Origin of the sequence: Pseudomonas sp. RL_15y_Pfl2_60, assembly GCF_963970595.1 — a bacterium.
GTDB lineage: Bacteria > Pseudomonadota > Gammaproteobacteria > Pseudomonadales > Pseudomonadaceae > Aquipseudomonas.
Genome location: NZ_CAXAOE010000007.1, coordinates 221403 through 242175, shown reverse-complemented (window position 1 = coordinate 242175; position 20773 = coordinate 221403). Strand labels below are relative to the sequence as shown.

The following is a 20773-nucleotide window of genomic DNA, read 5'->3' as shown; positions in this document are numbered from 1 at the left end:
TCATGTCAAGCAAACCCTAGACTGGCTTAGCAGGCGGTCTAGGGTGCACTATTAGCTTGGGTGTTCAGTCAGGAAGCTTTGCCGTGAATCCATGTTCAGATGACTTTATTGTTGTAGCCAGCCCTGAAGAGGCAGTCGAGCGGCTTGCCGCATTGCATGAGCAAGCCACGCGTGCCTTGAGCCTTGCGCTCAAGGCCTACCTCAAGGATCGGGTCAAGCCTGACCCGGCCACGCATTGCCAGTTTCGCTACCCGGAATTACGCCTGACTTATTTGTGTCATGGCGAAGCGCCGGCAACTGTGCGTGCCTACGCCAAGGTTCAGGTGCCAGGCACTTACAGCATCACCGTCACCCATCCCGGTGCCTTTCGTAAGTACCTGCTCGAACAGTTGCAGCCCTTGATGAACGATTACACGCTGCGTGTTGAAGTGGGGCTGAGCGAGCAGAATATTCCCTATCCCTACGTTGTCGAGCAAGGCGATGAACTTGCCGGTTCCGGAGTGACTGCCGGTGAACTGGCGCGGGTGTTCCCGAGTACGGACCTGTCGGCTGCGACGGACAGCACGGCCGATGGCCTGTACAGCTGGGAAAGCATGGACCCCATGCCGCTGGCGCTGTTTGATGCGGCGCGGGTGGATTTCTCGCTGCGCCGGCTGGTGCATTACACCGGCAGTGACTGGCGCCACGTGCAGCCCTGGATCTTGCTGACCAACTATCACCGTTACGTTGACCAGTTCATTCGTCATGGACTGGACATGCTGGTCGGTGAGTCACGCTTTACCCGCATGGTGCTGCCGGGCAACGTGGTGATCGAGCGTGGCATGTCCGAAGGCGAGATGCAGGCGATTATCGGCGGCGTGGTTTGGCATCGCTACCAGATGCCGGCTTATCACCTGCTGTCTGGCGATAGCGGCGATGGCATCACCCTGGTCAATATCGGTGTAGGCCCTTCCAACGCGAAGAACATCACCGATCACCTTGCCGTATTGCGGCCACATTGCTGGCTGATGATTGGTCACTGCGGCGGCCTGCGCCAGTCGCAAACCATTGGCGACTATGTGCTCGCCCATGCCTACATGCGCCGCGACGGGATTCTTGACCGGGTTCTGCCGCCGAATATCCCGCTACCAGCGCTGGCCGAGGTGCAACAAGCCCTGCAAGATGCAGCAGCGCAGGTGACCGGTGAGAAGGGTGATGATCTCAAGCGCCGCTTGCGTACCGGTACTGTGCTGACCTACGACGACCGGAACTGGGAGTTGCGCTGGGCCCAGGAACGGCCACTGATCAATCAGGCGCGAGCCGTTGCGGTAGACATGGAAAGCGGCACTGTCGCCGCCCAAGGTTATCGCCTGCGCGTTCCATACGGCACGCTGCTGTGTGTTTCGGATAAACCGCTGCACAGTGAAATCAAGCTACCGGGCGCTGCTGGCGCATTCTACGAGCGTGCCGTGACCCAGCATTTGCACATTGGCATCACTGCCTTGGATTTGTTGCGTGGTCAGCTTAATTCGCTGCATTCGCGCAAGTTAAGGAGTTTCGACGAGCCGCCATTCCGCTAAGCATGCATTCCTTACTGGAATGCAAAACGCCCCAGTGCTGAACTGGGGCGTTTTTGTTTGTGGCTACTGGCTTGCATCCAAGACCACCCGATAGCGCGCTTTGCCGTCGCGCAAATGCTGGATGGCATCGTTCACCTTGCTCATCGGGAAATGCTCAACCTGCGGCAATATTTGATGGCGCGCGCAGAACTCCAGCATGCTGCGCATTATTGCCGGTGAGCCAACTGGGGAGCCCGAAATGCTGCGTTGACGTGGGATCAGGTTGAACACATGAACCGGAATCGCGCTTGGCACAATCCCGACAAAGTGCAGCTTGCCTTTACCCCCCAGGGTGCTGATCAGCGCGTTCCAATCGAGGTCGGCGCTGGCGGTTATCAGCAGGAAATCCAGCGTGCCTGCAATTTTCTTCATAGCTGCGCTGTCGGTTGAGGCGACCACATTGTGCGCGCCGAGGCGCTTGGCTTCCTCCTGCTTATTCAGCGATGAAGTAAAGGCTGTGACCTCGCAGCCCCATGCATTCAAAAAGCGCAGCGCCAAGTGACCCAGGCCGCCGATACCGACCACACCGACGCGGTCTGTTGGCTTGACGTTGAGTTCAAGCAGCGGCGCAAATACTGTCGAGCCACCACAAAACAGTGGGCCTGCCAGGCTTGGGTCGAGGCTGTCGGGGATCGGCAGGGTCCATGCCCAGTGCGCCCGCATGCGATTGGCAAAGCCCCCGTGACTGCCGACTATGGTCGGTTTGATCATATTGCACAGTTGGTGCGAGCCTTCCATGCATGAGTTGCAGTGCATGCAGCTGCTTTTTAACCAGCCGATGCCTACCCGCTGGCCGATCTTCAGGCCGCGAGCTTGCTCACCCAGGCGCACCACAGTGCCGACTACTTCATGGCCAGGGATGAACGGATAGCGCGCGTTTTTCCATTCGTTGTCGATCATTGATTGGTCGGAGTGACAAATGCCGCAGTACTCAATGGCGACTTCGACTTCCTCGGCGCCGAGCGGGCCTGGGTCATACTCAAACTGTTCAAGGGGCGCGCCTGCCTGGGTCGCAGCCCAGCCAGTGAAGGTAGAAACGACAGACTCGGTTGTGCTCATGTGCGGACTCCTGGAAACGAGTAATCAGGTGACAAGCAGCATAGACTCTTGTTCAAAATGCAGAATCAAGATAATCAGCGGTGATGCTCGGGTAAACTGCGGGTTTAGCTATGTCTTTGGGAACTCTTTGATGCCACGCCCACCACGTCCCGCCGCGCCACGGCGGCCTGAAGCCGCCAAGTCGGCGCCACGTCGTCAGGCCAAGGCACCACCCGCGGAGCCACGCTTGCTGGCCCTGAATAAACCTTTCGATGTGTTGACCCAGTTCAATGACGAGCAAGGCCGCGCCACGCTCAAGGACTTTGTCGATGTACCCGGTGTGTATCCGGCAGGCAGGTTGGATCGTGACAGCGAAGGTTTGTTGCTGTTGACCAATGACGGTCGCCTGCAGGCACGAATCGCCGATCCAAAGCACAAGTTGGCGAAAACCTATTGGGTGCAGGTTGAAGGGGAGCCGACTGACGAGCAGCTGCAGCGCTTGCGTGAAGGTGTAGAGCTTAATGACGGCATGACCTTGCCCGCCGAAGCCCGCCAGCTGGATGAACCCGAGCTATGGCCGCGCAACCCGCCGGTGCGCTTTCGTAAAAGTATCCCGACCACTTGGTTGGAGTTGGTGATACGCGAGGGGCGTAATCGCCAGGTCAGGCGCATGACTGCCGCAGTGGGTTTGCCGACATTGCGTCTGGTGCGAGTGCGTATCGGCCCCTGGAGCCTGGAGGGTTTGCAGCCGGGGCAGTGGCAGGACCTGAAGCCACGCCTTTAGGTATTGCCCGAAGCGGCAGTCTTGGGTCAGTGGCCTTCGATTTCGAGTCCGGCAATGACAAAGGTCTTGATCACAAAGCCGAGCACGCCCAAGCCCAGGGCGAGAAACAGGATCATGCTGCCAAAGCGCCCAGCTTTGGATTTTTTGGCCAGGTCCCAGACAATAAACGCCATAAACAGGATCAGCACGCTGACCAGCACTGTTGTCATCAGATCTTCGAAAACTTCGGTTTCCATCGTGGCCTCAATTACCGGGTAAATAGCCTGGGCCAGACGTCTATCAAGGCTGGCGCAGGCTCGCGATTATACGTGAGCGCCATGATTTGTCAGGTGCCATTGGGCAAGTCCAACCCTAACCCCGGCCGTGAGGTTCAGTTGCGCAAATGTTCCAGCGGTAACTGGGTGCTCGACAGTATCTGCTGCAAGACGAAGCTCGAACGCACGCTGGAGACGCCTTCGATGCGGGTCAGGGTGCCGAGCAGAAGCTTTTGATAATGGTCCATATCCGGTACTACGACTTTCAATTGGTAATCGGCGTCCATCCCTGTGACCAGGCTGCACTCAAGTACTTCCGGGCAATTGCGGATCGCTTCTTGGAAGTGTTCGAAGCGTTCCGGCGTATGCCGGTCCATGCCGATCAGCACATAGGCGGTAAGGCTCAGCCCCAGTTTTTTACTGTCGAGCAGGGCCACTTGCCTGGCGATATAGCCGTCGTCTTCGAGTTGCTTGACCCGGCGCGAGCAGGGGGAGGGTGACAGGCCAATGCGTTCGGCCAGTTCTTGATTGGATAAGCGAGCGTCGCGTTGCAATTCTGCCAAAATGCTCAAGTCATAGCGGTCTAGTTTGTTCATATTGGTCACGATTTCTATTTGGATTGCGTTAGATAATGCTTGATTAGGTAAAAATTGCGCAACCAATACTTGATTGAGCAATCTTCGCAATCATTCACTAACCGCATCGCCGTACTATTTATCTCAGTTTCAAGGCCCGGACGACATGTCCACGCCGACTCACTCAATCAGGTGAGCGGCCGCCGCCGATCCAACAGGGTCGTTTCGGCACCCGGGTCCGCACTGTCCAACCAGACGGGCGATAAAGGCGGCGACACAATTGCCAGCACAGGACAACATTCCCGAAGGGAGGCCCAAGGCCTCCCTTTTTTATGGGTTGAGATAAGTCTTAAATCAAGCCTGCCAAACGCAGTAGCCACCATAGCGTGATGACGATCTGCACCAGGAAACCTGACGAGTGCCATGGCTTTTAAGTCGCCGGGTCTATTTACCGACTCTTTACTCAGCATTGACCCTGATTTGACCGGACTTTAGTCATTCTGTAACTCAGACATACCAATGAGGTGGCAGCGATGATTAAGCGCTTTAAGTGGGTCGAAATTGGCGTACTGGTTCTGCTGGGCCTTTCACCTTTGGTGCAGGCATCGCCCAAGCATGAGCAACACCGCGATAGGCACCCAGAAGTTCGAGTGGTGAAGGTTGAACGAATATCACCGAGAATGTCGCACCAGCCTGTCAGGTATGAGCGGGTTCGCTTTAACCAGGGCGACTTTTACATGAGGGATGGTCGTTGGTACAAACCAACTGCAGGCCGCTATGTACGGGTGGCGCCGCCCTATGGTTTCACTGTCCGGCAGCTACCACGTGGCGCACATCAGGTTTGGGTGCGCGGGGTTAAATATCACCGGGTTGCGGATAGCTATTATCGCTGGCAGGGCAAGCGTGGCTATTATCAGGTCGTGCGGTTGCCGCGCTGGTAATTGCACACTCAGTGATGATTATGGCTGCGCGACGGCTGGCGGGTCGGGCAGTACTTCTGGTGGGTCGGCGTGCACCAGCACCTCTGCGCGCGGGTACTCTGCGCGGATCGCGTCTTCGACTTGCTCGCACAGTGCGTGCGCTGCGGATAAGGTCAGGTCGCCGGGAAGCTCAGCATGCAATTGTACAAACCAGCGCGTACCGGAAACCCGCGTGCGCAGGTCATGCGCGCCAAGTACGCCAGGGACTGCGCAGGCCAAGGCATGCATGTGTTCGCTGACGTCGGGCGAGAGTTCTTTATCCATCAGCACCGCTCCCGCTTCGCGGGCAATGCTGATCGCACTCCAGAGAATGTAGAAGGCAATGCCGATGGCGAAGATCGCATCGACATGCAGCCAGCCAAAACTGGCCAGAAACAGCGCCATTAAAATGCTGCTGTTGAGCAGTAAGTCCGAGCGGTAGTGCAACGAGTCCGCATGAATCGCGGTTGAACCGGTGACTTTCACAACATGACGCTGAAACATCAGCAGTGCGACGGTAACCGCCAGGGACAGAATCATTACCGCAATCCCCAGGCCTTCGCTTGCAAACGGTTGCGGGTTGATAAAGCGTTCGACACCTTGCACGCCAACCAATACGGCGCTGGCGCCGATAAACAGCGCCTGGCCCAAACCGGCGAGCGCTTCGGCCTTGCCGTGACCGTAGCGGTGATCATCATCTGCTGGGCGTAGTGCGTAATGCACAGCAATCAGATTGAGCAGAGAGGCGGCGCCATCAAGCAATGAGTCAGTCAGGCCAGCCAGCAGGCTGACCGAGCCGCTAAACCACCAGGCAACCGCCTTGGCCAGCGCGAGCGCCAGCGCAACGACTAATGCAGCAGAAGACGCTTGGCGCATCAGTCGGGCATGTTGCGGCAGTACACTCATAAACTGGCTCTAATCCGGAGGCTGTAATGGTTGGCGCCTTGGTTGTTTCGCCGTCACGCAGCCGGGCGCAGGCCGTAAGCTGCGAGTTGCTGCAGATCACCACGGTGTTCAATAACCCGAGGGTCTTCCAAAGGCAGGTTCTTGCCGGTTTTCTGCATGATCAATGCCTTGAGCTTAGCGCGATCAACCTGTCCTTGACTGTCGACCAGCTCCTTTAATGCCTGTGGGTCGACCTGGGCGGTTGTGCCACCTGGTAGGTAAATAGCACCTGTGGCGAAATCAACACCAAGAGCAATCAGGCCTGGCAGCACGTAAAACAGAATGCCGATGGCGTCCAGCGCAACAATAACCGGGTCGACTTTCCCTTCGATCTGACCGCGACGATCTGGATAAAACAGTGTGCCGCACGCACTCAATTGAGTGAGTAGGCTGGCGCTCAGAACACAGCCAAGAATGCGGGTCGAGGTGTTCATCTAGGTTCTCCTGATTGACGGGGGCGCAACTATAGCAAGGCGTTAGCCGTATTGCTGCGGCTTTAAACAGTCTCGTGATTAATGACTGTGCAAGGCTCAATCAGTTCGCCGGTATAATCGTCATCCGCACTGGAGAACTCATGAATTCGCTGCCAATCGACCACCTGTTACCGGCCCTTCGCGATGCCTTGGTTGCACGCAATGAAGCTGTGCTTGAGGCGCCGCCGGGCGCGGGTAAAACCACGCGGGTGCCGCTGGCGCTGCTCGACCAGCCATGGCTTGCCGGTCAGCAAATCATCATGCTCGAACCGCGCAGGTTGGCGGCACGCACAGCAGCTGAGCGGCTGGCCGGCGAGTTGGGCGAAAAGGTTGGGGAAACTGTCGGTTATCGTATTCGTTTGGACAGCAAGGTCGGGCCAAAAACCCGGATTGAAGTGGTCACCGAAGGTATCCTCGCTCGCCGCTTGCAAGATGATCCGGCGCTTGAAGGTGTGGGGCTGGTCATATTTGATGAGTTTCATGAGCGTAGCCTCGACGCGGACCTGGCGCTGGCGTTGACCCTCAATGGTCGGGCGATGTTTCGTTCGGCAGACTCTGGCGAGCCGCCATTAAAAGTGTTGTTGATGTCGGCCACCCTTGAAGGGCCACGCTTGGCGCAGTTGCTGGATGATGCGCCGGTGCTGACCAGTGAAGGGCGGATGTTCCCGGTTGATACTCGCTGGGGTAAACCACAGCAGGCCGGCGAATACATTGAACCGCGCGCTATCGCAGCCTGTTTAGAGGCGTTGGACGAGCAGCAGGGCAGCATCCTGGTTTTCCTGCCGGGCCAGGCTGAGATTCGACGTGTGCATCAAGGGCTGCATGAAAGCCTCGGCGATCGCCAAGATATCTTGCTTTGCCCGCTGCATGGCGAGCTTGATCTAAATGCCCAGCGCGCGGCAATCAATCCCGCCCCGCCCGGAAAGCGCAAGGTTGTGCTGGCTACCAACATTGCGGAAACCAGCATCACCATCGATGGCGTGCGGGTTGTGGTTGATGCGGGGCTTGAGCGCGTGCCGCGTTTTGATCCGCGCAGCGGCATGACCCGGCTCGACACTCAACGTATTTCCAAGGCCAGTGCGACCCAGCGCGCAGGACGAGCAGGGCGGCTTGAGCCCGGTGTTTGTTACCGGCTCTGGTCGCAGGCCCAGCATGAGCAGCTGGCGAACTTTTCTGCACCCGAAATGCTGCAGGCCGATCTGGCCGGGCTGGCGCTGCAACTGGCGCGCTGGGGCGTTGCGGTGGACGAACTGGTTTGGCTCGATTTGCCGCCTGCTGCGGCCTTCGCCCAGGCTCGCGATCTGCTGCAGCGCCTGAGTGCGCTCGATGAACGCGGCGTGCTCAGCGCCCATGGCCAGGCGATGGCTGAGCTGCCAACGCATCCGCGCATTGCCCACTTGTTGCTGCGGGGGCAGGCCCTTGGCTTGGGCAATCTTGCCTGCGATATCGCCGCATTGCTGGGTGAGAAAGACATCCTGCGGGGCGCTGGCGCCGACCTGCATGATCGTGTCGTAGCCTTGGCCAACGAGTCTTTTTCACGGGCGAGTCGAGGAACGGTTCAGCGCGCTCGCCAACTGGCTCGTCAGTTTCGAAGCCATCTGCGCGGCACTGTATCGTCGCCGGTGGCCGATCCCGATCATCCTCGCTGGCTCGCAGCGCTTTTGGCCTTTGCCTATCCAGATCGCGTCGCCCGTCAACGGCGCGAAGGCGGCGCTGAATACCGGCTGGCCAACGGCCGCGCCGCACAGTTTGGTGAGCCAGATGGATTAATGAAAGAGCCCTGGTTGGTCATCGCTGATCTTGGCAGCCGTCAAGGCCAGCGTGAAGAACGAATCTATCTGGCTGCTGCACTCGATCCGTCCCTGTTCGACACGGTGCTTGCTGAGCAGGTGGTGCAGCGCGATGAGTTGGAATGGGACGAGCGAGAAGGCGTGCTCAAGGCCGAGAGGCAGCGGCGATTGGGCGAGCTTGTGCTTAGTCGTGCAGCCTTGCCGGGGCTTAATGAAGAAGCTCGCATCAATGCCTTGGCTGGTCTGGTTCGGCGCAAGGGCATAGAGCTGCTTCCTTGGCGTCCCGAGTTGCGCCAATGGCAAGCGCGCATCGCTCTTTTGCGCAAGCTGGATATTGAACAAAGCGGTGCGAGTGAATGGCCAGATCTCACGGATGCAGCGCTGCTCGATTCTCTTGAGCATTGGCTGGCGCCGTACTTGGGCAAGGTAAGCCGCCTCAGTCATTTCGCCAACCTTGACTTAGCCAACATCCTGCTCGCTCAATTGCCCTGGCCACTGCCGCAGCGGCTGGATGAGTTGGCGCCAAAAACGCTGCAGGTGCCTTCAGGTTCGCGTATCGCCATCGACTATTCGGAGCAACCGCCTGTGCTGGCGGTGAGGTTGCAAGAGTTGTTCGGGCTGGCCGAGACACCACGTATTGCGGGCGGCAGGCAAGGCCTCTTAATGCATCTTCTATCGCCCGGGCGGCGCCCGGTTCAGGTGACTCAAGATCTCGCCAGCTTTTGGGCCAACACCTATATCGAGGTGAAGAAGGATCTGAAGGGGCGATATCCAAAACACTGGTGGCCGGATGACCCAATGGAAGCCGAACCCACCGCCAGAGCAAAACCGCGTAAAAGCTGAGTAAATTCCAGGCAATTCAGGCTGTGGCGGTTAGTCGCTCTGTGGCTAAACCGCGCCAGCCAAATAGCGTGCATTGCTGATTGTTGAGAGATTCATCTGCTGGCAGGGCTTGCCGTCGAAGAAGTTAAGGATATTGGTAAACGCCTCGCCAAAATACTGCTCATAGCTGTGCTTCTCGACGTAGCCGATGTGAGGCGAGCAGATGATTTTGGGGTGGTTGAGCAGCGGGTTATCAAGGCTGATCAGAGGTTCTGTTTCGAACACATCCAAGGCGGCATAGCCGGGGCGACCTTTATCTATTGCGGCGAGTAAAGCGCCGGGTGCAATCAACTCTGCACGGCTGGTATTGACCAATAGGGAACTGGGCTTCATCAGTGCAAGATCAACTGCGTTTATCAGGTGTTTGGTCTGCTCGGATAAGCGCAGGTGCAGGCTGATGATATCGGCCTGGGTAAAGAACGCTACGCGAGAGTCTGCGGCGCTATGGCCATCCAACTCGGCGGCTTGCCTTGATGCCTCGCTGCCCCAAACCAATACCGGCATCTCAAATGCCTGAGCGTATTTTGCCAAGCGCTTGCCGATGCGCCCATAACCCCAAATACCGAGTGTTTGCCCGCACAGCCGTTCACCCATATTGTTTTGCCAGGTGCCGGCATTAAAACTGTTTATTGCTGCAACTAATTGGCGGCGCGCGTTGAGTATCAAGGCCCAAGTCAGTTCTGCTGGCGCTATAGGTGAACCGTTGCCCTCGACTACTGCAATCCCCAGCCTATTGCAGGCTGCGACATCAACATGGGCCCCGACCTTACCGGTTTGGCTGATCAGTTTCAGTTTGGGTAATTGCATCAGTAACTTGGCATCAAGCCGGGTACGCTCGCGCGTCAGAACGATGGCATCGGCATCGCTGAAACGTTCAAGCAGTACCTCGGCCGATTGTTGCCAGTCGTGATAGAGGCTCACGCGGTGATCCGTGAGCAAGCCAAAGCAGTCCAGGTCGCGAACCGCATGTGGGTAATCATCTGGAATTACGATGTGCATTGGCTGACTCACAAGGATCCCCTCTAAGCTTATATCTATGAGCTGACGGTTGTTAGTCGGGTCAGTTTGCGTGAGCGCAAGGCTCTGCGTATCGGCAGCACGACCATGATTGCGACCAGCACCCAGGCCCCGATGGTTATTGGGCTATCCCAGAGGATGCTCAGTTCGCCATTGGATAATGACAGTGCCCGGCGCAAGTTGTCTTCCATCACGCCGCCCAGGATAAAACCAAGCAGCACAGCCGAGAGCGAATAATCCAGCTTGCGCAAGATGTAGCCACACACGCCAATCCCAATCATCAGGTAAAGATCGAAACTGGAGGCGTGTACCGCGTAAACACCGATTGAAGTAATGATGGCTATCGCGGGCACCAATGCCCAAGTCGGTACGGCGAGAATGCGCGTGAAGATTCGCACCATGGGGACATTCATCACCAGCAGCATGACGTTGGCGATAAACAATGATGCAATCAATCCCCAGACAATTTCTGGCTGATTCTGAAACAGCATTGGCCCTGGCGTTATGTTGTATAGCGTAAGCGCACCCAGCATCACGGCTGTAGTCCCCGAGCCCGGTACGCCCAGGGTCAGCATAGGAACCATCGAGCCACATGCCGCGCCACTGTTGGCTGTTTCTGGTGCAGCCAGGCCGCGTAGATCACCTTGCCCGAATTTGCTGTCCTTTCCGGCTAGACGCTTTTCAGACATATAAGCCACTGCGCTGGCGAGAGTGGCTCCTGCACCAGGCAATACGCCCAATACAAAGCCAATGATGCCGCTGCGCAAATTGGTGGCAATGACAAAGCTGCCTTCCTTGAGGTTGAAGAGCATGCGCCCGGTTGCCTTGGCTGCTTTATGTCCGTGATGGGTGCGCTCAAGCAAAACCAATATTTCACTGACACTGAATAGACCGAGAACCAGGACAATAAATTGAATACCGTCAGCCAGGCCCAAGGTGCCGAAAGTGAAACGGTAGACGCCACTATTGGCATCAATACCAACGCAGGAAAGGAGTAAGCCTATCAGCGCGGCAGTGGCGGTTTTAAGGGGTTTGTTATCGGCCATCCCAGCGAGGCAGGTGATGGCAAAGACCATCAGCACGAAATACTCAGCTGGCCCAAATGCAACTGCCCACCTGGCTAGAAATGGCGCAAACAAGACCACGCCGATCGTTGCGATGGTGCCGCCAATAAATGAGCTCCAAGCGGACAGGGAAAGGGCAATGCCTGCTTTGCCTTGTTGGGCAAGCGGGTAGCCATCAAGGGTGGTCATTACGGCAGATGCTTCGCCAGGAATATTCAAAAGAATTGATGAGATCCGGCCGCCGTACTCACAACCCAAATAGACAGCAGCCAGAAGAATCAGCGCGGTTTCCGGAGGCAAACCCAAGGCAAATGCAATCGGAATCAGCAGCGCCACGCCATTGACCGGACCCAAACCCGGCAGCAGACCGACCACTGTGCCGATCAGGGTTCCACAGAATGCAGTTGCCAGATTGAAGGGGCTGAGCGCAACCCCAAAACCCAGCTCCAGGTAGTGCAAGGTATTTTCCATGGTTTAGCTCCCGACTTGCGCGAATATGCCGAGCGGCAGAGGCACATCAAGGCCGTAGTCAAATAACAGGTAAAGCCCAATAGCGATCAGTACACCGCTGATCAACCCATGCAGTTTGCTAGCGCCATACAAGTAACCAATGGCGATGGCAAACAACATGCTGCTGGCGATAAAACCGAGCACCTCAAACAGCCCTGCATAAACGGTCATGATCAGGACGCACAGTGCGATTTTTTTGATGACATGACGGTCGAGGCTCGGCTCATCCGACTTGGCATGATTTGCCGAGGGCTTAAGCGCTTGATAAAGCGTGCTGACAATCAGCAACGCAAGCAATAACAGGGGGAATGCCCGTGCGCCGACAGGTTCATATGAAAAGGGCGCCTGATACCCCCAAGCCACAATTGCCAGCCCGGCACAGATCAAAAGGCTGCTGCCTGCAAAAATACGATCTTGCATAATCTTGCTCCCGAACAGGCTGCTTTCAGCCAGTCTGTTCTGTGGATTGATCTACTTAGTGACGAGGCCAAACTCCGCGCCAAGCTGTCGATAGTTATCAATTTGCTTCTTCACCAAGGCCTGAAGCTCTGGGCCGGTGACTGTTAATGGGATCACATCGCGGTCGATCAAGTACTGCTGGAATTCTGCAGAGCTGGTGAGCTTGGCAAAGGTGGTCTTCCAGAAAGCCAGTTCTTCACCTTTGACTTCAGGGCCGACGTAATAGCCGCGAATAAGTGGCCATTGAATGTCATAGCCCTGTTCTTTGGCCGTCGGCACGTCAGACAGATCGCCAGGCAGGCGTTCTTCGCTATAGACCGCCAGGGCGCGGATGTGATTGCCGCGCTGGGCACGGATCTCGCTGGCACTGCCGGTGACCAGGTCAACGTGTTTGCCCATTAACGCCATGTAGTGTTCCGAGCCGCCTTCAAATGCGGCGTATCGCAGTTGCCTTGGGTCGACACCTGCTGCCTTGGCCAACAGTGCAATCTTCGCCCAGCCTTGGCCGCCGATACTGCCACCACCGCCTACAGCGACACTTTTGGGATCTTTTTTCAGTGCCTGAATGACGTCATCGAGGGTTTTGAATGGTGAGTCGTCACGCACTGCCAAAGTGCCGTAATCAGTTCCTACAGTCGTTAACCACTGCACGGCTGTTTCGTCATAACGACCGTATTTACCCAATGCAAGGTTAAGCAGTGAGGCGCCCGAGAAGGCGACTATGGTGCCTGGTTCATCGCGGCGATTGGCGGCAATGGCGTTATAAGCGACAGCGCCGATACCGCCAGGCATGTAGGTCACCCGCATGGGGGCATCGAGCAGTTTTTCATCTTTGAAGCCTGCTTGAGCGAGCTTGCAGGTCATGTCGAAGCCACCGCCTGGCTTACTTGGGGCGATACACTCAGGGCGGTGTGGTTGGCCAGCGTTTGCTTGCACTGCTGAAATTGTCAGTGCGCAGGCCAAGGGCAGGATTTTTTTCAGTACTGGGATTTTCATAGTGCTTCCTGTTATTGGATTTATTTGCAGGATGGATGGATGGGTGAGTCACCAGGTAACTCAGAGAAAGCTGAAGGTGTAATCGAGATAAAGCCGATTGTCGGTTTGATCTTCCTTAACACCGTCGAGGCGTCCGGTTTTATCCGAGTTGTAATCCAGGAATATGTAGCGGAACACCAAGCCTTTAACGGCTGGGATTTGATAGTTCACATCGAATGCCAATTCGCTTTCATCCGCTTTGCCAAGTGAGGTGTTGGCGCTGTTACGCGCACCTGAGCCACTTTTGTAGCTGACAACAGTCTTTAAGCCCTTTGCTAGCTGGTCCCATTTGTAACCGGCTTTAAGCATCCAGACTTTCTCGTCACGGTTGGAAAAGTCGGCTAGCACGCCTCCGGTAGGAAATGGGTTGGTGCCGTGGTCACCGGCGTAGTTGTCTTCAATCCAGGCATCGCTGAATTTTGTGATTGCACCGCCAAACTCGATATTGGAAAACACCCAGTCAGCGGCGAGATAAACACCTTTGCCATCGTTGTGACTGCGTGTTTGTCCGACCACGGCTCCAGCGTCGTCTTCGTCATCATATTCAGCACTTTCTGCGCCGGTGACGAACAGCTTTCCGTCATCGCTGGAGGTGTGCATGCCTGCTGTAAACTTCAGGTTTGAAGCGTTCGGTAGCGTGAACCGATAACTGGCGACCACCCCTGTTTTGTTCAGGAAGTCCTGGGCTCGCAAGTACTCGACATTCAGATTAAATGGGCCGTTGAGATAGCTGGCACCGTAGTTTTCCAGCGCATTAATTGCACCTTTGGAGCTGGTGTCGGTTTGAAACTCGACAAATGAGCTGTCGGAGCGTGATGACCACCGGTCATACCAGGCGCCGTAAAGGGTGAGGCCGTTAAATGGCTTCAGGTCGAAGCTGGCACCCGAATAGGTATTTGGGATTGCACGGCTGTTTGAACTGGATAGCAGCAAGCTTTTATGGAGTTGACGGCCAATTTTTCCAGAGGCGATGCCTTGGTACTTCAGCTTCAAAAAGGCTTGGCCAAGCTTGCCGAATGAGTCCTCGAAGTCGCCGTCGTTATCGACAGATAAAACATCAGAGCTATTACGTCCCGACGACTCTAGCTTGGTCACGCTGTAGCCAGATAAGCCGACACCAAGCATATCGGCGAGGTAGGCCGACTCATAATTCAGCTGTAAGCCCAGGCCACCTTGGTTGCGGTCATTACGGTCAGACTCATAATCACGATCAAAGTAGATTGCCCGGGTTTTCAGTTCGAGTGTTTGCCCGTCTGCGGTAGCTGCAAGTAAGGGCGATGACAAACCAATACTCAAAATGGCTACCGGGCAGATCATGTAATTATTTTTATAGGTGCACATAAACACGGACTCCGATATTTCTTTTATCGCGTGGTGTAGCCAACTCACGCATTTGGCGCTCAGTGGCAGGTGGGGAAGCGGCTGTGGTCGTACGGCTACTTCCGTTGGTTAGCGTGAAACTGAGGGCACAAAGACGTCTCCGGTGAATAATCGCCGCGCTGTACGCACCAGCGACGCCCGCATGGCTTCTGGTCTTTGGTCCTCGGCGGGCTCTAGTGAGACTTCAATCTGGCCTCCTGCATGTTCCAGGCGGATCAGGGCAGGTCCATTAACTGGGGATAATTCATGGGCAACGCTGCCTTGCAGTGCGCAGGCGCTTGCCAAGCCAATCGCACCTGTCGCGGCAAGCGAGCGATGACAGTTGTGTGGCATGAAATAGCGCGTGTTAAGTGATCCGCCGTTTCTGGCAGCAGATAGCAAGACCGGTTTTGGGATCACCATGTTGGAAACATCGCCAAGCCCCATGGCAAGCCCTGCTTGCAGGCGAATTTTTTCAAGACGGGCCATAAACTCAAGGTCAGCATCCAGCTCAGCTGGGCTTTCGTACCCGGTTTTACCCAGTTCGTGGGCGTGTACCACGACCATCGGCATCGCCATATCAATGCAGGTCGCTGAGACGCCATCGAACACATCGCGCACATTGCCGGTTGGTAACAGGCTTCCGGTCTTTGCCCCGGCTGCATTGAGAAACGTCAGCTTGATTGGCGCGGCACTGCCGGGAACACCGTCAATACAGGTTGCACCGTCGTAGCGGACTTTACCCTTTGGGGTCATGACCTCAGAGTCGACAAATGTATGGGTGTTGAGGTTGCGAATGCGCACCCGGGTTACCGGTGATTTTGCATTGACTAATCCGTGCTCGATGGCGAATGGCCCAATGGCGCAGAGCATGTTGCCGCAGTTTGGGGCTGTATCGACACGCCGTTGGTTAACCAGAACCTGCACAAACAGGTAGTCGACATCAGCATCCGGGTGCGGTGAGGTACTGACTATTGCAACCTTGCTGGTTTGTGCACTGCCACCGCCAATGCCATCAATTTCAAGCTCGTGGCCCGAACCCATGATTTTGATCAGAAGCTCGTCGCGTAGCGCAGGATCGCTGGGCAGATGGTTCGCCAGAAACACTGGACCTCTCGATGTCCCACCGCGCATTAAAACGCAAGGAATGGCTTGCATGATGTCTCCGATGCATGAAATATCGTTATTGTTGCGTTACACAGATATTGCCAATTTGCTTTGATTTGTAAATTGCATATATTTGAAGAATTGTTTTGTTTGGTGCATTAATGTGCGAGTTGGAATTTACTCAGCACATGGCGATTTGCCAAAAATGAGCGGCTTCACCGGCTTCAAATGTTTTCGGTGCAATAAAGTTTTCTGATTAATAGGCTTTGCGCATGAATTACGAACTGCAAGACATACGTGCTTTCGTCAAAATTGCTGAGCACGGAAGCTTTCACGAGGCGGCTGATGCGATACATCTATCGCAACCTGCATTAACAAGACGCATGCAGAAGCTGGAGGAAGGGTTAGGTATTCAGTTGCTTGACCGCACGACAAGGCGGGTGAGCCTGACTGCTGTAGGACGTGACTTCCTGCCAAAAGCCCAGCGCTTGCTGGATGATTTTGAACGCTCGATTCTGGGTATTCAGGAGTTAGCGGAGCGTCAATCAGGGCAAGTAACCTTGGCTTGCATCCCCACCGCTGCCTTTTATTTCTTGCCGATCGTTATCCGTGAATTTAACCAGCAATACCCCAAAGTCCGTATTCGTATCCTCGACCACAGCGCGCATGAGGGGCTGGAAGCCGTATTACGCGGCGAGGCAGACTTTGGGATCAGTATGCTCAGCGGCCAGAGTGCCGAAATTGATTTTACGCCGCTGGTTAATGAGCCTTTTGTACTGGCTTGTAGACGCGACCATCCCTTGGCGAAGCAAGAGCAGGTGGCGTGGCGCGAGCTGAGTGATTACCGTCTTATCGGCGTTGGGCGTATGAGCGGAAACCGTGTGCTTCTGGACCACGGTCTGGCGAATCTGGATTGGCGCCCGAGCTGGTTTTATGAGGTCCAGCATTTGTCCACTTCGTTGGGCATGGTCGAAGCTGGGCTCGGCGTTTCGGCACTGCCCAGTTTAGCGATGCCTGCCGACGATCACCCGATATTGGTCCAACGCCCGTTGGTTGATCCGGTGATCAGCCGTACGCTGGGGTTGGTTCGCAAGCATGGCTCTTCGCTCTCGCCTGCGGCTGAAAAATTTATCGACACACTGCTCCGGCATTGGTCAGGCAATGCGTCATTGATCAAGCAGCCGAGTGAGTAAACCTTTACTGTTCTGAGTAACCACTGTGCTGCCCGCCTGTGGCCAGGCGAGCAGCTGCGACGCCGCTTGCTCAGCCCATCGTCAGGACAATCTTGCCGATATGCTCGCCGCCTTCCATGCGCTTGTGCGCCTGCGCCACTTCGGTGAAGGGGTAAACCTTATCGATGATCGGCGTGCAGCGTCCGGCGGCAAGCGCGGGCCATACCTGATCGCGCAGTTGTTGTGCGATTGCGGCTTTCTCAGCGTCGGTGCGCGGACGCAGCAGTGAGCCGGTAACGATTGCCCGCTTGCCCAGAATCGCCATCAGGTTAGCGTCCTGGGCTTTGGCGCCGCCTAGGAAGCCAATCATGACCAGGCGGCCGTCCATCGCCAGTGCGCTGATATTACTGTTGAAGTAAGAGCCGCCCATGATGTCGAGGATCACGTCGACGCCCTGGTTGGCGGTCTTGTCCATGATCACCTGTGCGAAGTCCTGTTCGCGGTAGTTGATCGGCTCAGCGCCGAGCTCGCGAATTGCAGCACATTTCTGCTCGCTGCCAGCGGTGGCGAAGGCTTCGATGCCAAACTCGCGGCAGAGCATCAGTGCGGTGGTACCAATACCGCTGGTGCCGCCATGAATCAACACCCGCTGGCCTTTGCTCGCTTCGCCAAGACCGAATACGTTAGCCCAGACAGTGAAGAAAGTTTCTGGAATCGCTGCCGCCTGAATCCAGTCCAGCCCATCGGGAATTGGCAGGGTTTGCCCGGCAGGTGCCACGCAGTACTGTGCATAACCACCGCCGTTGGTGAGCGCGCAGACTTTGTCACCAACCTTGAAGTCACGAACGCCAGCGCCCAGGGCGACTATTTCGCCAGCTATCTCCAAGCCGGGGATCGGACTCATGCCTGGCTTCATCGGGTATTTGCCTGCACGTTGGATTACGTCGGGACGATTAACTCCGGCAGCCTGTACATGGATCAATACTTCCCCAGCACCTGGGCTCGGCACTGCCGTTTGCCGGGGTTGCAAAACCTCTGGCCCACCGGGTTCGGTGATCTCGATCTGGGTCATTTGGGTTGGAACAGTCATGTTCGAATGCCTCCGTAGTCGATTGAGGTGAATGGTATTTGAAACCTGCGCCAGCTCCAGCATAAGTGCACAGCAGTGATTAAGCCTATCAGTGCCAAGATGTGCTGTGCAGCGCGAGGGCAATGTTTGAAGGCGTAGACTGATTGAATGATGTCTTTGCGCTAATATTCAAGTGTCGGCCAGTGAGTGTAATGAATTGTCAGTTCAGCAATCTCAATAGCATCAGGCGTGTTTGTGCACTGAGTGCTTTTGAGTCGCAGCGTCAGGTTCAATGCGTTTAAGTCCCGCTAAGGATGTTCTTAACACCACAATTATTAAGGGTGTTTATGCACCGCAAGGTATTCGCCAGTAAGGTGTTTGATCGCAAAGTCGTGCTGATTACCGGTGGTTGTGCGGGTATTGGTCGCGCAATAGCGATGCGTGCTGCTCAAGGCGGCGCCCGGCTGGTGATTCTTGACTTGCAGCAGGAGTCACTCGACAGCCTGGTTCAGCACCTCGAAGATCATCACAATGTTGAGGCACTGGGCCTGTGTTGCGATGTTGCCGATGCCCAGGCGGTCGAGGATGCCGTGGCGCTCGCAGTTGAGCGCTTTGGCGGGATTGATGTGCTGGTCAATAATGCTGGCATTACCCATCGCAGTAACTTTGCAGACACCGAGCTTGAAGTGTTTCAGCGGGTCATGGCGGTCAACTATTTTGGCGCGGTGCATTGCACCAAGGCCGCATTGCCTAGCCTGATTGCCCGTGGCGGGCAAGTTATCGTGCTCAGTTCATTGTCGGGTTTTGCGCCGCTGCTTTATCGCAGTGCCTACAACGCCAGTAAACATGCCCTGCATGGATTATTCGAGACCTTGCGCTCCGAACTCAAGGGCTCTGGCGTCAATGTGATGTTGGTTTGCCCTGGCTTTACCGCTACAGATCTGCGCAAAAATGCGCTGGTTGGCGATGGCTCCGTTGCACCGCAACCGCCACTGGCGATTGGCAAGGTTGCCTCCGCCCAGGATGTTGCCGAAGCCATCTATCAGGGGGCATTAAAGCGTAAGCGTCTGTTGGTCTTGTCCAACGTCAACTGGCGTGCGCGGTTGTTGGCGAGGTTCTTTCCGCGTTTATTCGAGCGTGTGTTATTGCCTCGTCTTTCTGGTCTTAAACCCGAGCGGATGGGGGCACGCCAGTGAGGGCCGCTTTACTGCTGGTTGCCATGCTGTCGAGCTTTCAGGTAGTTGCGGAGTCGTTAACGCTTAAAGTGATAACTGACGTCTGGCCACCGTTTCGTATGCTCGATGCCGACGGCAAGTTGTATGGGCTGGATATTGATTTGCTGCATGAGATCGAGCAGCGCAGCGGTTATCGATTTGTTGTCGAGCGGGCGCCTTGGGCGCGTGGCTTGGCCGCATTGAAGTCTGGACGGGCGGACATGATGGCCGGGGTGGCGAAGACTCCGGCGCGTGAGCATTACATCAACTATTTGGAACCGGCCTATTACGCCTGCGCGCCACGAATCTACATGGCGCCTGAGTCTGCACAATTGTTGACTCGCTACGAGCAACTTGCGGGTCTACGCATTGGCTATGTGCTTGATTCAGCTTACTTCGAGCCCTTTGATAGCGATACAACCCTGACCAAAATCGCCGTGTCGAGTGAGTCGCAGTTGCTGGGAATGTTAGCCCGTGGTCGTATCCAGGCATTTGTTGGCACTGATTGTCAGGTTGACTTTGAGTTGCGTGACCCAAAGAACGCCAAAGGTATAGCAAAGGCTGCCTATCGACCCGAGAGTTATACCAGTTTGTACCTGGGGTTTAGCCGTGAAGGCGATCATGCGGCAGCGATAAAGCGCGTTACTGAAACATTGCATCAACTACGTGCAACCGGCTGGGTAGCGCGTCGCGCAGAACACTATGGTCTAGAGAAATCGAGCCTGCCTGAATATCGTGCGCGCTTGTTGCCTGTGGCCGATTAGCCTTCAGCGGGTTGCTCTTTATGCAACATAAACATACGAAACAACACGACGCTGGCGAAAAGCTGCAAGAAGTTGTCGGTGCTATTGAGTAACACTTCAAACAAGCCGCTCGTATCCGGGCCTTGAGTGGTTTGCAGCCAGCCGCTGAGCAGCCACAGCGGCACCATCACGATAAGTACACAACCGGCAATTTGCCAGAAGTAGCCCCGTGTCATTTCAAAGCTCTCATGCAGCGCCTTGATCGGGCTGAGGCCGCGCAATACCAGCAGGTACTCAGCAAATGCCAGCTTGATCATGAACCATAAGCCCGGAATGATGAACAGCGACGCTCCAAGTGCAATCACCAGTGTGCTAATGGCGGTGAGCAGGGCAAACGTCGGCCACATGGTTAAGCTGGTGGCGAGCAGGTTGCGTACCTGCGGCGATTCATTGCGGCTGCGTGCATCGAGAAACAAAATCAGCGCGCCGGTATAAAGCGGATAGAACACCAGGCCGAGCATGATCCCGTAGACCATCTCGTTCTCTGGCCCCGCGATTGAGCTGACCCATTGATGCAAAAACGACTCAACAAGAATCAGCGGCAGGCACAGTTTGGCAATGCTCCGCAGGTTATTGCTAAAGAAAAACCAGGAGTCACGCAGAATCGCAGTGATATTCATCGTCGTCTTGATCATCTGTGGTGGGTCGCCAAAGGTTGTCACTCTA

At 55.8% G+C, this 20773-nt stretch carries 20 protein-coding genes; 7 read left to right on the top strand and 13 right to left on the bottom strand.

Annotation, left to right across the window (positions count from 1 at the left end; translation table 11 throughout):
• Positions 1 to 83: 83 nt before the first annotated feature.
• Positions 84 to 1559: an AMP nucleosidase gene (gene amn, locus AACY26_RS19395; protein WP_339516460.1), complete on the top strand. Its 1476-nt coding sequence runs from the start codon at positions 84 to 86 to the stop codon at positions 1557 to 1559.
• Positions 1560 to 1622: 63 nt separating this feature from the next.
• Here the strand turns inward: amn and ahr are convergent, their stop codons facing one another.
• Complete coding sequence (ahr, locus tag AACY26_RS19390) at positions 1623 to 2657, bottom strand: NADPH-dependent aldehyde reductase Ahr (protein WP_339516458.1); 1035 nt, start codon at positions 2655 to 2657, stop codon at positions 1623 to 1625.
• A 130-nt stretch (positions 2658 to 2787) separates the two neighbouring features.
• Between ahr and AACY26_RS19385 the strand changes: the two genes are divergently transcribed.
• Positions 2788 to 3420 carry a pseudouridine synthase gene (locus AACY26_RS19385; RefSeq protein WP_339516456.1) on the top strand — a complete coding sequence of 211 codons (633 nt, stop codon included), beginning with the start codon at positions 2788 to 2790 and terminating at the stop codon, positions 3418 to 3420.
• A gap of 26 nt (positions 3421 to 3446) precedes the next feature.
• Here AACY26_RS19385 and AACY26_RS19380 read toward each other — a convergent pair whose 3' ends face one another.
• Together AACY26_RS19380 and AACY26_RS19375 are read right to left on the bottom strand one after the other, a co-directional pair.
• Complete coding sequence (locus AACY26_RS19380) at positions 3447 to 3656, bottom strand: DUF2788 domain-containing protein (protein WP_339516454.1); 210 nt, start codon at positions 3654 to 3656, stop codon at positions 3447 to 3449.
• Between the two features lie 134 nt (positions 3657 to 3790).
• Complete coding sequence (locus tag AACY26_RS19375; RefSeq protein ID WP_339516452.1) at positions 3791 to 4270, bottom strand: Lrp/AsnC family transcriptional regulator; 480 nt, start codon at positions 4268 to 4270, stop codon at positions 3791 to 3793.
• Positions 4271 to 4782: 512 nt separating this feature from the next.
• Between AACY26_RS19375 and AACY26_RS19370 the strand changes: the two genes are divergently transcribed.
• Positions 4783 to 5190 carry a DUF6515 family protein gene (locus AACY26_RS19370; RefSeq protein WP_339516451.1) on the top strand — a complete coding sequence of 136 codons (408 nt, stop codon included), beginning with the start codon at positions 4783 to 4785 and terminating at the stop codon, positions 5188 to 5190.
• Between the two features lie 18 nt (positions 5191 to 5208).
• Here AACY26_RS19370 and AACY26_RS19365 read toward each other — a convergent pair whose 3' ends face one another.
• Both AACY26_RS19365 and AACY26_RS19360 read right to left on the bottom strand, forming a co-directional pair.
• The gene (locus tag AACY26_RS19365; protein WP_339516450.1) at positions 5209 to 6114 is read right to left on the bottom strand and encodes a cation diffusion facilitator family transporter; all 906 of its coding nucleotides are present in this window, start codon (positions 6112 to 6114) and stop codon (positions 5209 to 5211) included.
• A 53-nt stretch (positions 6115 to 6167) separates the two neighbouring features.
• Positions 6168 to 6587 (bottom strand): polyribonucleotide nucleotidyltransferase, encoded by a 420-nt coding sequence (locus tag AACY26_RS19360; RefSeq protein WP_339516448.1) that lies wholly within the window; start codon positions 6585 to 6587, stop codon positions 6168 to 6170.
• 140 nt (positions 6588 to 6727) lie between these two features.
• On the opposite strand from AACY26_RS19360, the gene hrpB reads away from it, so the two are divergent.
• Entirely contained in the window at positions 6728 to 9259 is a 2532-nt protein-coding gene (gene hrpB / locus AACY26_RS19355; protein ID WP_339516447.1) for an ATP-dependent helicase HrpB, read from the top strand.
• A gap of 45 nt (positions 9260 to 9304) precedes the next feature.
• Here the strand turns inward: hrpB and AACY26_RS19350 are convergent, their stop codons facing one another.
• The 6 genes from AACY26_RS19350 to AACY26_RS19325 form a co-directional block, all read right to left on the bottom strand.
• Positions 9305 to 10297, bottom strand: a complete 993-nt coding sequence (locus tag AACY26_RS19350; protein ID WP_339516445.1) for a D-2-hydroxyacid dehydrogenase family protein — start codon at positions 10295 to 10297, stop codon at positions 9305 to 9307.
• A 35-nt stretch (positions 10298 to 10332) separates the two neighbouring features.
• Positions 10333 to 11850: a tripartite tricarboxylate transporter permease gene (locus tag AACY26_RS19345; RefSeq protein WP_339516443.1), complete on the bottom strand. Its 1518-nt coding sequence runs from the start codon at positions 11848 to 11850 to the stop codon at positions 10333 to 10335.
• A 3-nt stretch (positions 11851 to 11853) separates the two neighbouring features.
• On the bottom strand, positions 11854 to 12312 hold the full coding sequence (locus AACY26_RS19340) for a tripartite tricarboxylate transporter TctB family protein (protein WP_339516642.1): 459 nt from the start codon (positions 12310 to 12312) through the stop codon (positions 11854 to 11856).
• A gap of 48 nt (positions 12313 to 12360) precedes the next feature.
• Positions 12361 to 13344 (bottom strand): Bug family tripartite tricarboxylate transporter substrate binding protein, encoded by a 984-nt coding sequence (locus AACY26_RS19335; RefSeq protein ID WP_339516442.1) that lies wholly within the window; start codon positions 13342 to 13344, stop codon positions 12361 to 12363.
• Positions 13345 to 13404: 60 nt separating this feature from the next.
• Positions 13405 to 14724, bottom strand: coding sequence for an OprD family outer membrane porin (locus AACY26_RS19330; protein WP_339516440.1), 1320 nt, complete (start codon positions 14722 to 14724; stop codon positions 13405 to 13407).
• A gap of 108 nt (positions 14725 to 14832) precedes the next feature.
• Complete coding sequence (locus AACY26_RS19325) at positions 14833 to 15900, bottom strand: 4-oxalomesaconate tautomerase (RefSeq protein ID WP_339516437.1); 1068 nt, start codon at positions 15898 to 15900, stop codon at positions 14833 to 14835.
• A 221-nt stretch (positions 15901 to 16121) separates the two neighbouring features.
• Between AACY26_RS19325 and AACY26_RS19320 the strand changes: the two genes are divergently transcribed.
• The gene (locus tag AACY26_RS19320) at positions 16122 to 17042 is read left to right on the top strand and encodes a LysR family transcriptional regulator (protein WP_339516435.1); all 921 of its coding nucleotides are present in this window, start codon (positions 16122 to 16124) and stop codon (positions 17040 to 17042) included.
• Positions 17043 to 17112: 70 nt separating this feature from the next.
• Here the strand turns inward: AACY26_RS19320 and AACY26_RS19315 are convergent, their stop codons facing one another.
• Positions 17113 to 18111: an NAD(P)H-quinone oxidoreductase gene (locus tag AACY26_RS19315; RefSeq protein ID WP_339516433.1), complete on the bottom strand. Its 999-nt coding sequence runs from the start codon at positions 18109 to 18111 to the stop codon at positions 17113 to 17115.
• Positions 18112 to 18437: 326 nt separating this feature from the next.
• Here AACY26_RS19315 and AACY26_RS19310 point away from each other — a divergent pair, with 326 nt between their 5' ends.
• Together AACY26_RS19310 and AACY26_RS19305 are read left to right on the top strand one after the other, a co-directional pair.
• A complete protein-coding gene (locus AACY26_RS19310) occupies positions 18438 to 19286 on the top strand; it encodes an SDR family oxidoreductase (protein WP_339516431.1) in 849 nt (282 codons plus the stop codon).
• Positions 19283 to 20068, top strand: a complete 786-nt coding sequence (locus tag AACY26_RS19305) for a substrate-binding periplasmic protein (RefSeq protein ID WP_339516429.1) — start codon at positions 19283 to 19285, stop codon at positions 20066 to 20068. The genes AACY26_RS19310 and AACY26_RS19305 overlap by 4 nt, the downstream gene beginning before the upstream one ends.
• Here AACY26_RS19305 and AACY26_RS19300 read toward each other — a convergent pair.
• On the bottom strand, positions 20065 to 20727 hold the full coding sequence (locus AACY26_RS19300) for a YciC family protein (RefSeq protein ID WP_339516641.1): 663 nt from the start codon (positions 20725 to 20727) through the stop codon (positions 20065 to 20067). The genes AACY26_RS19305 and AACY26_RS19300 overlap by 4 nt on opposite strands.
• Between the last annotated feature and the right edge of the window lie 46 nt (positions 20728 to 20773).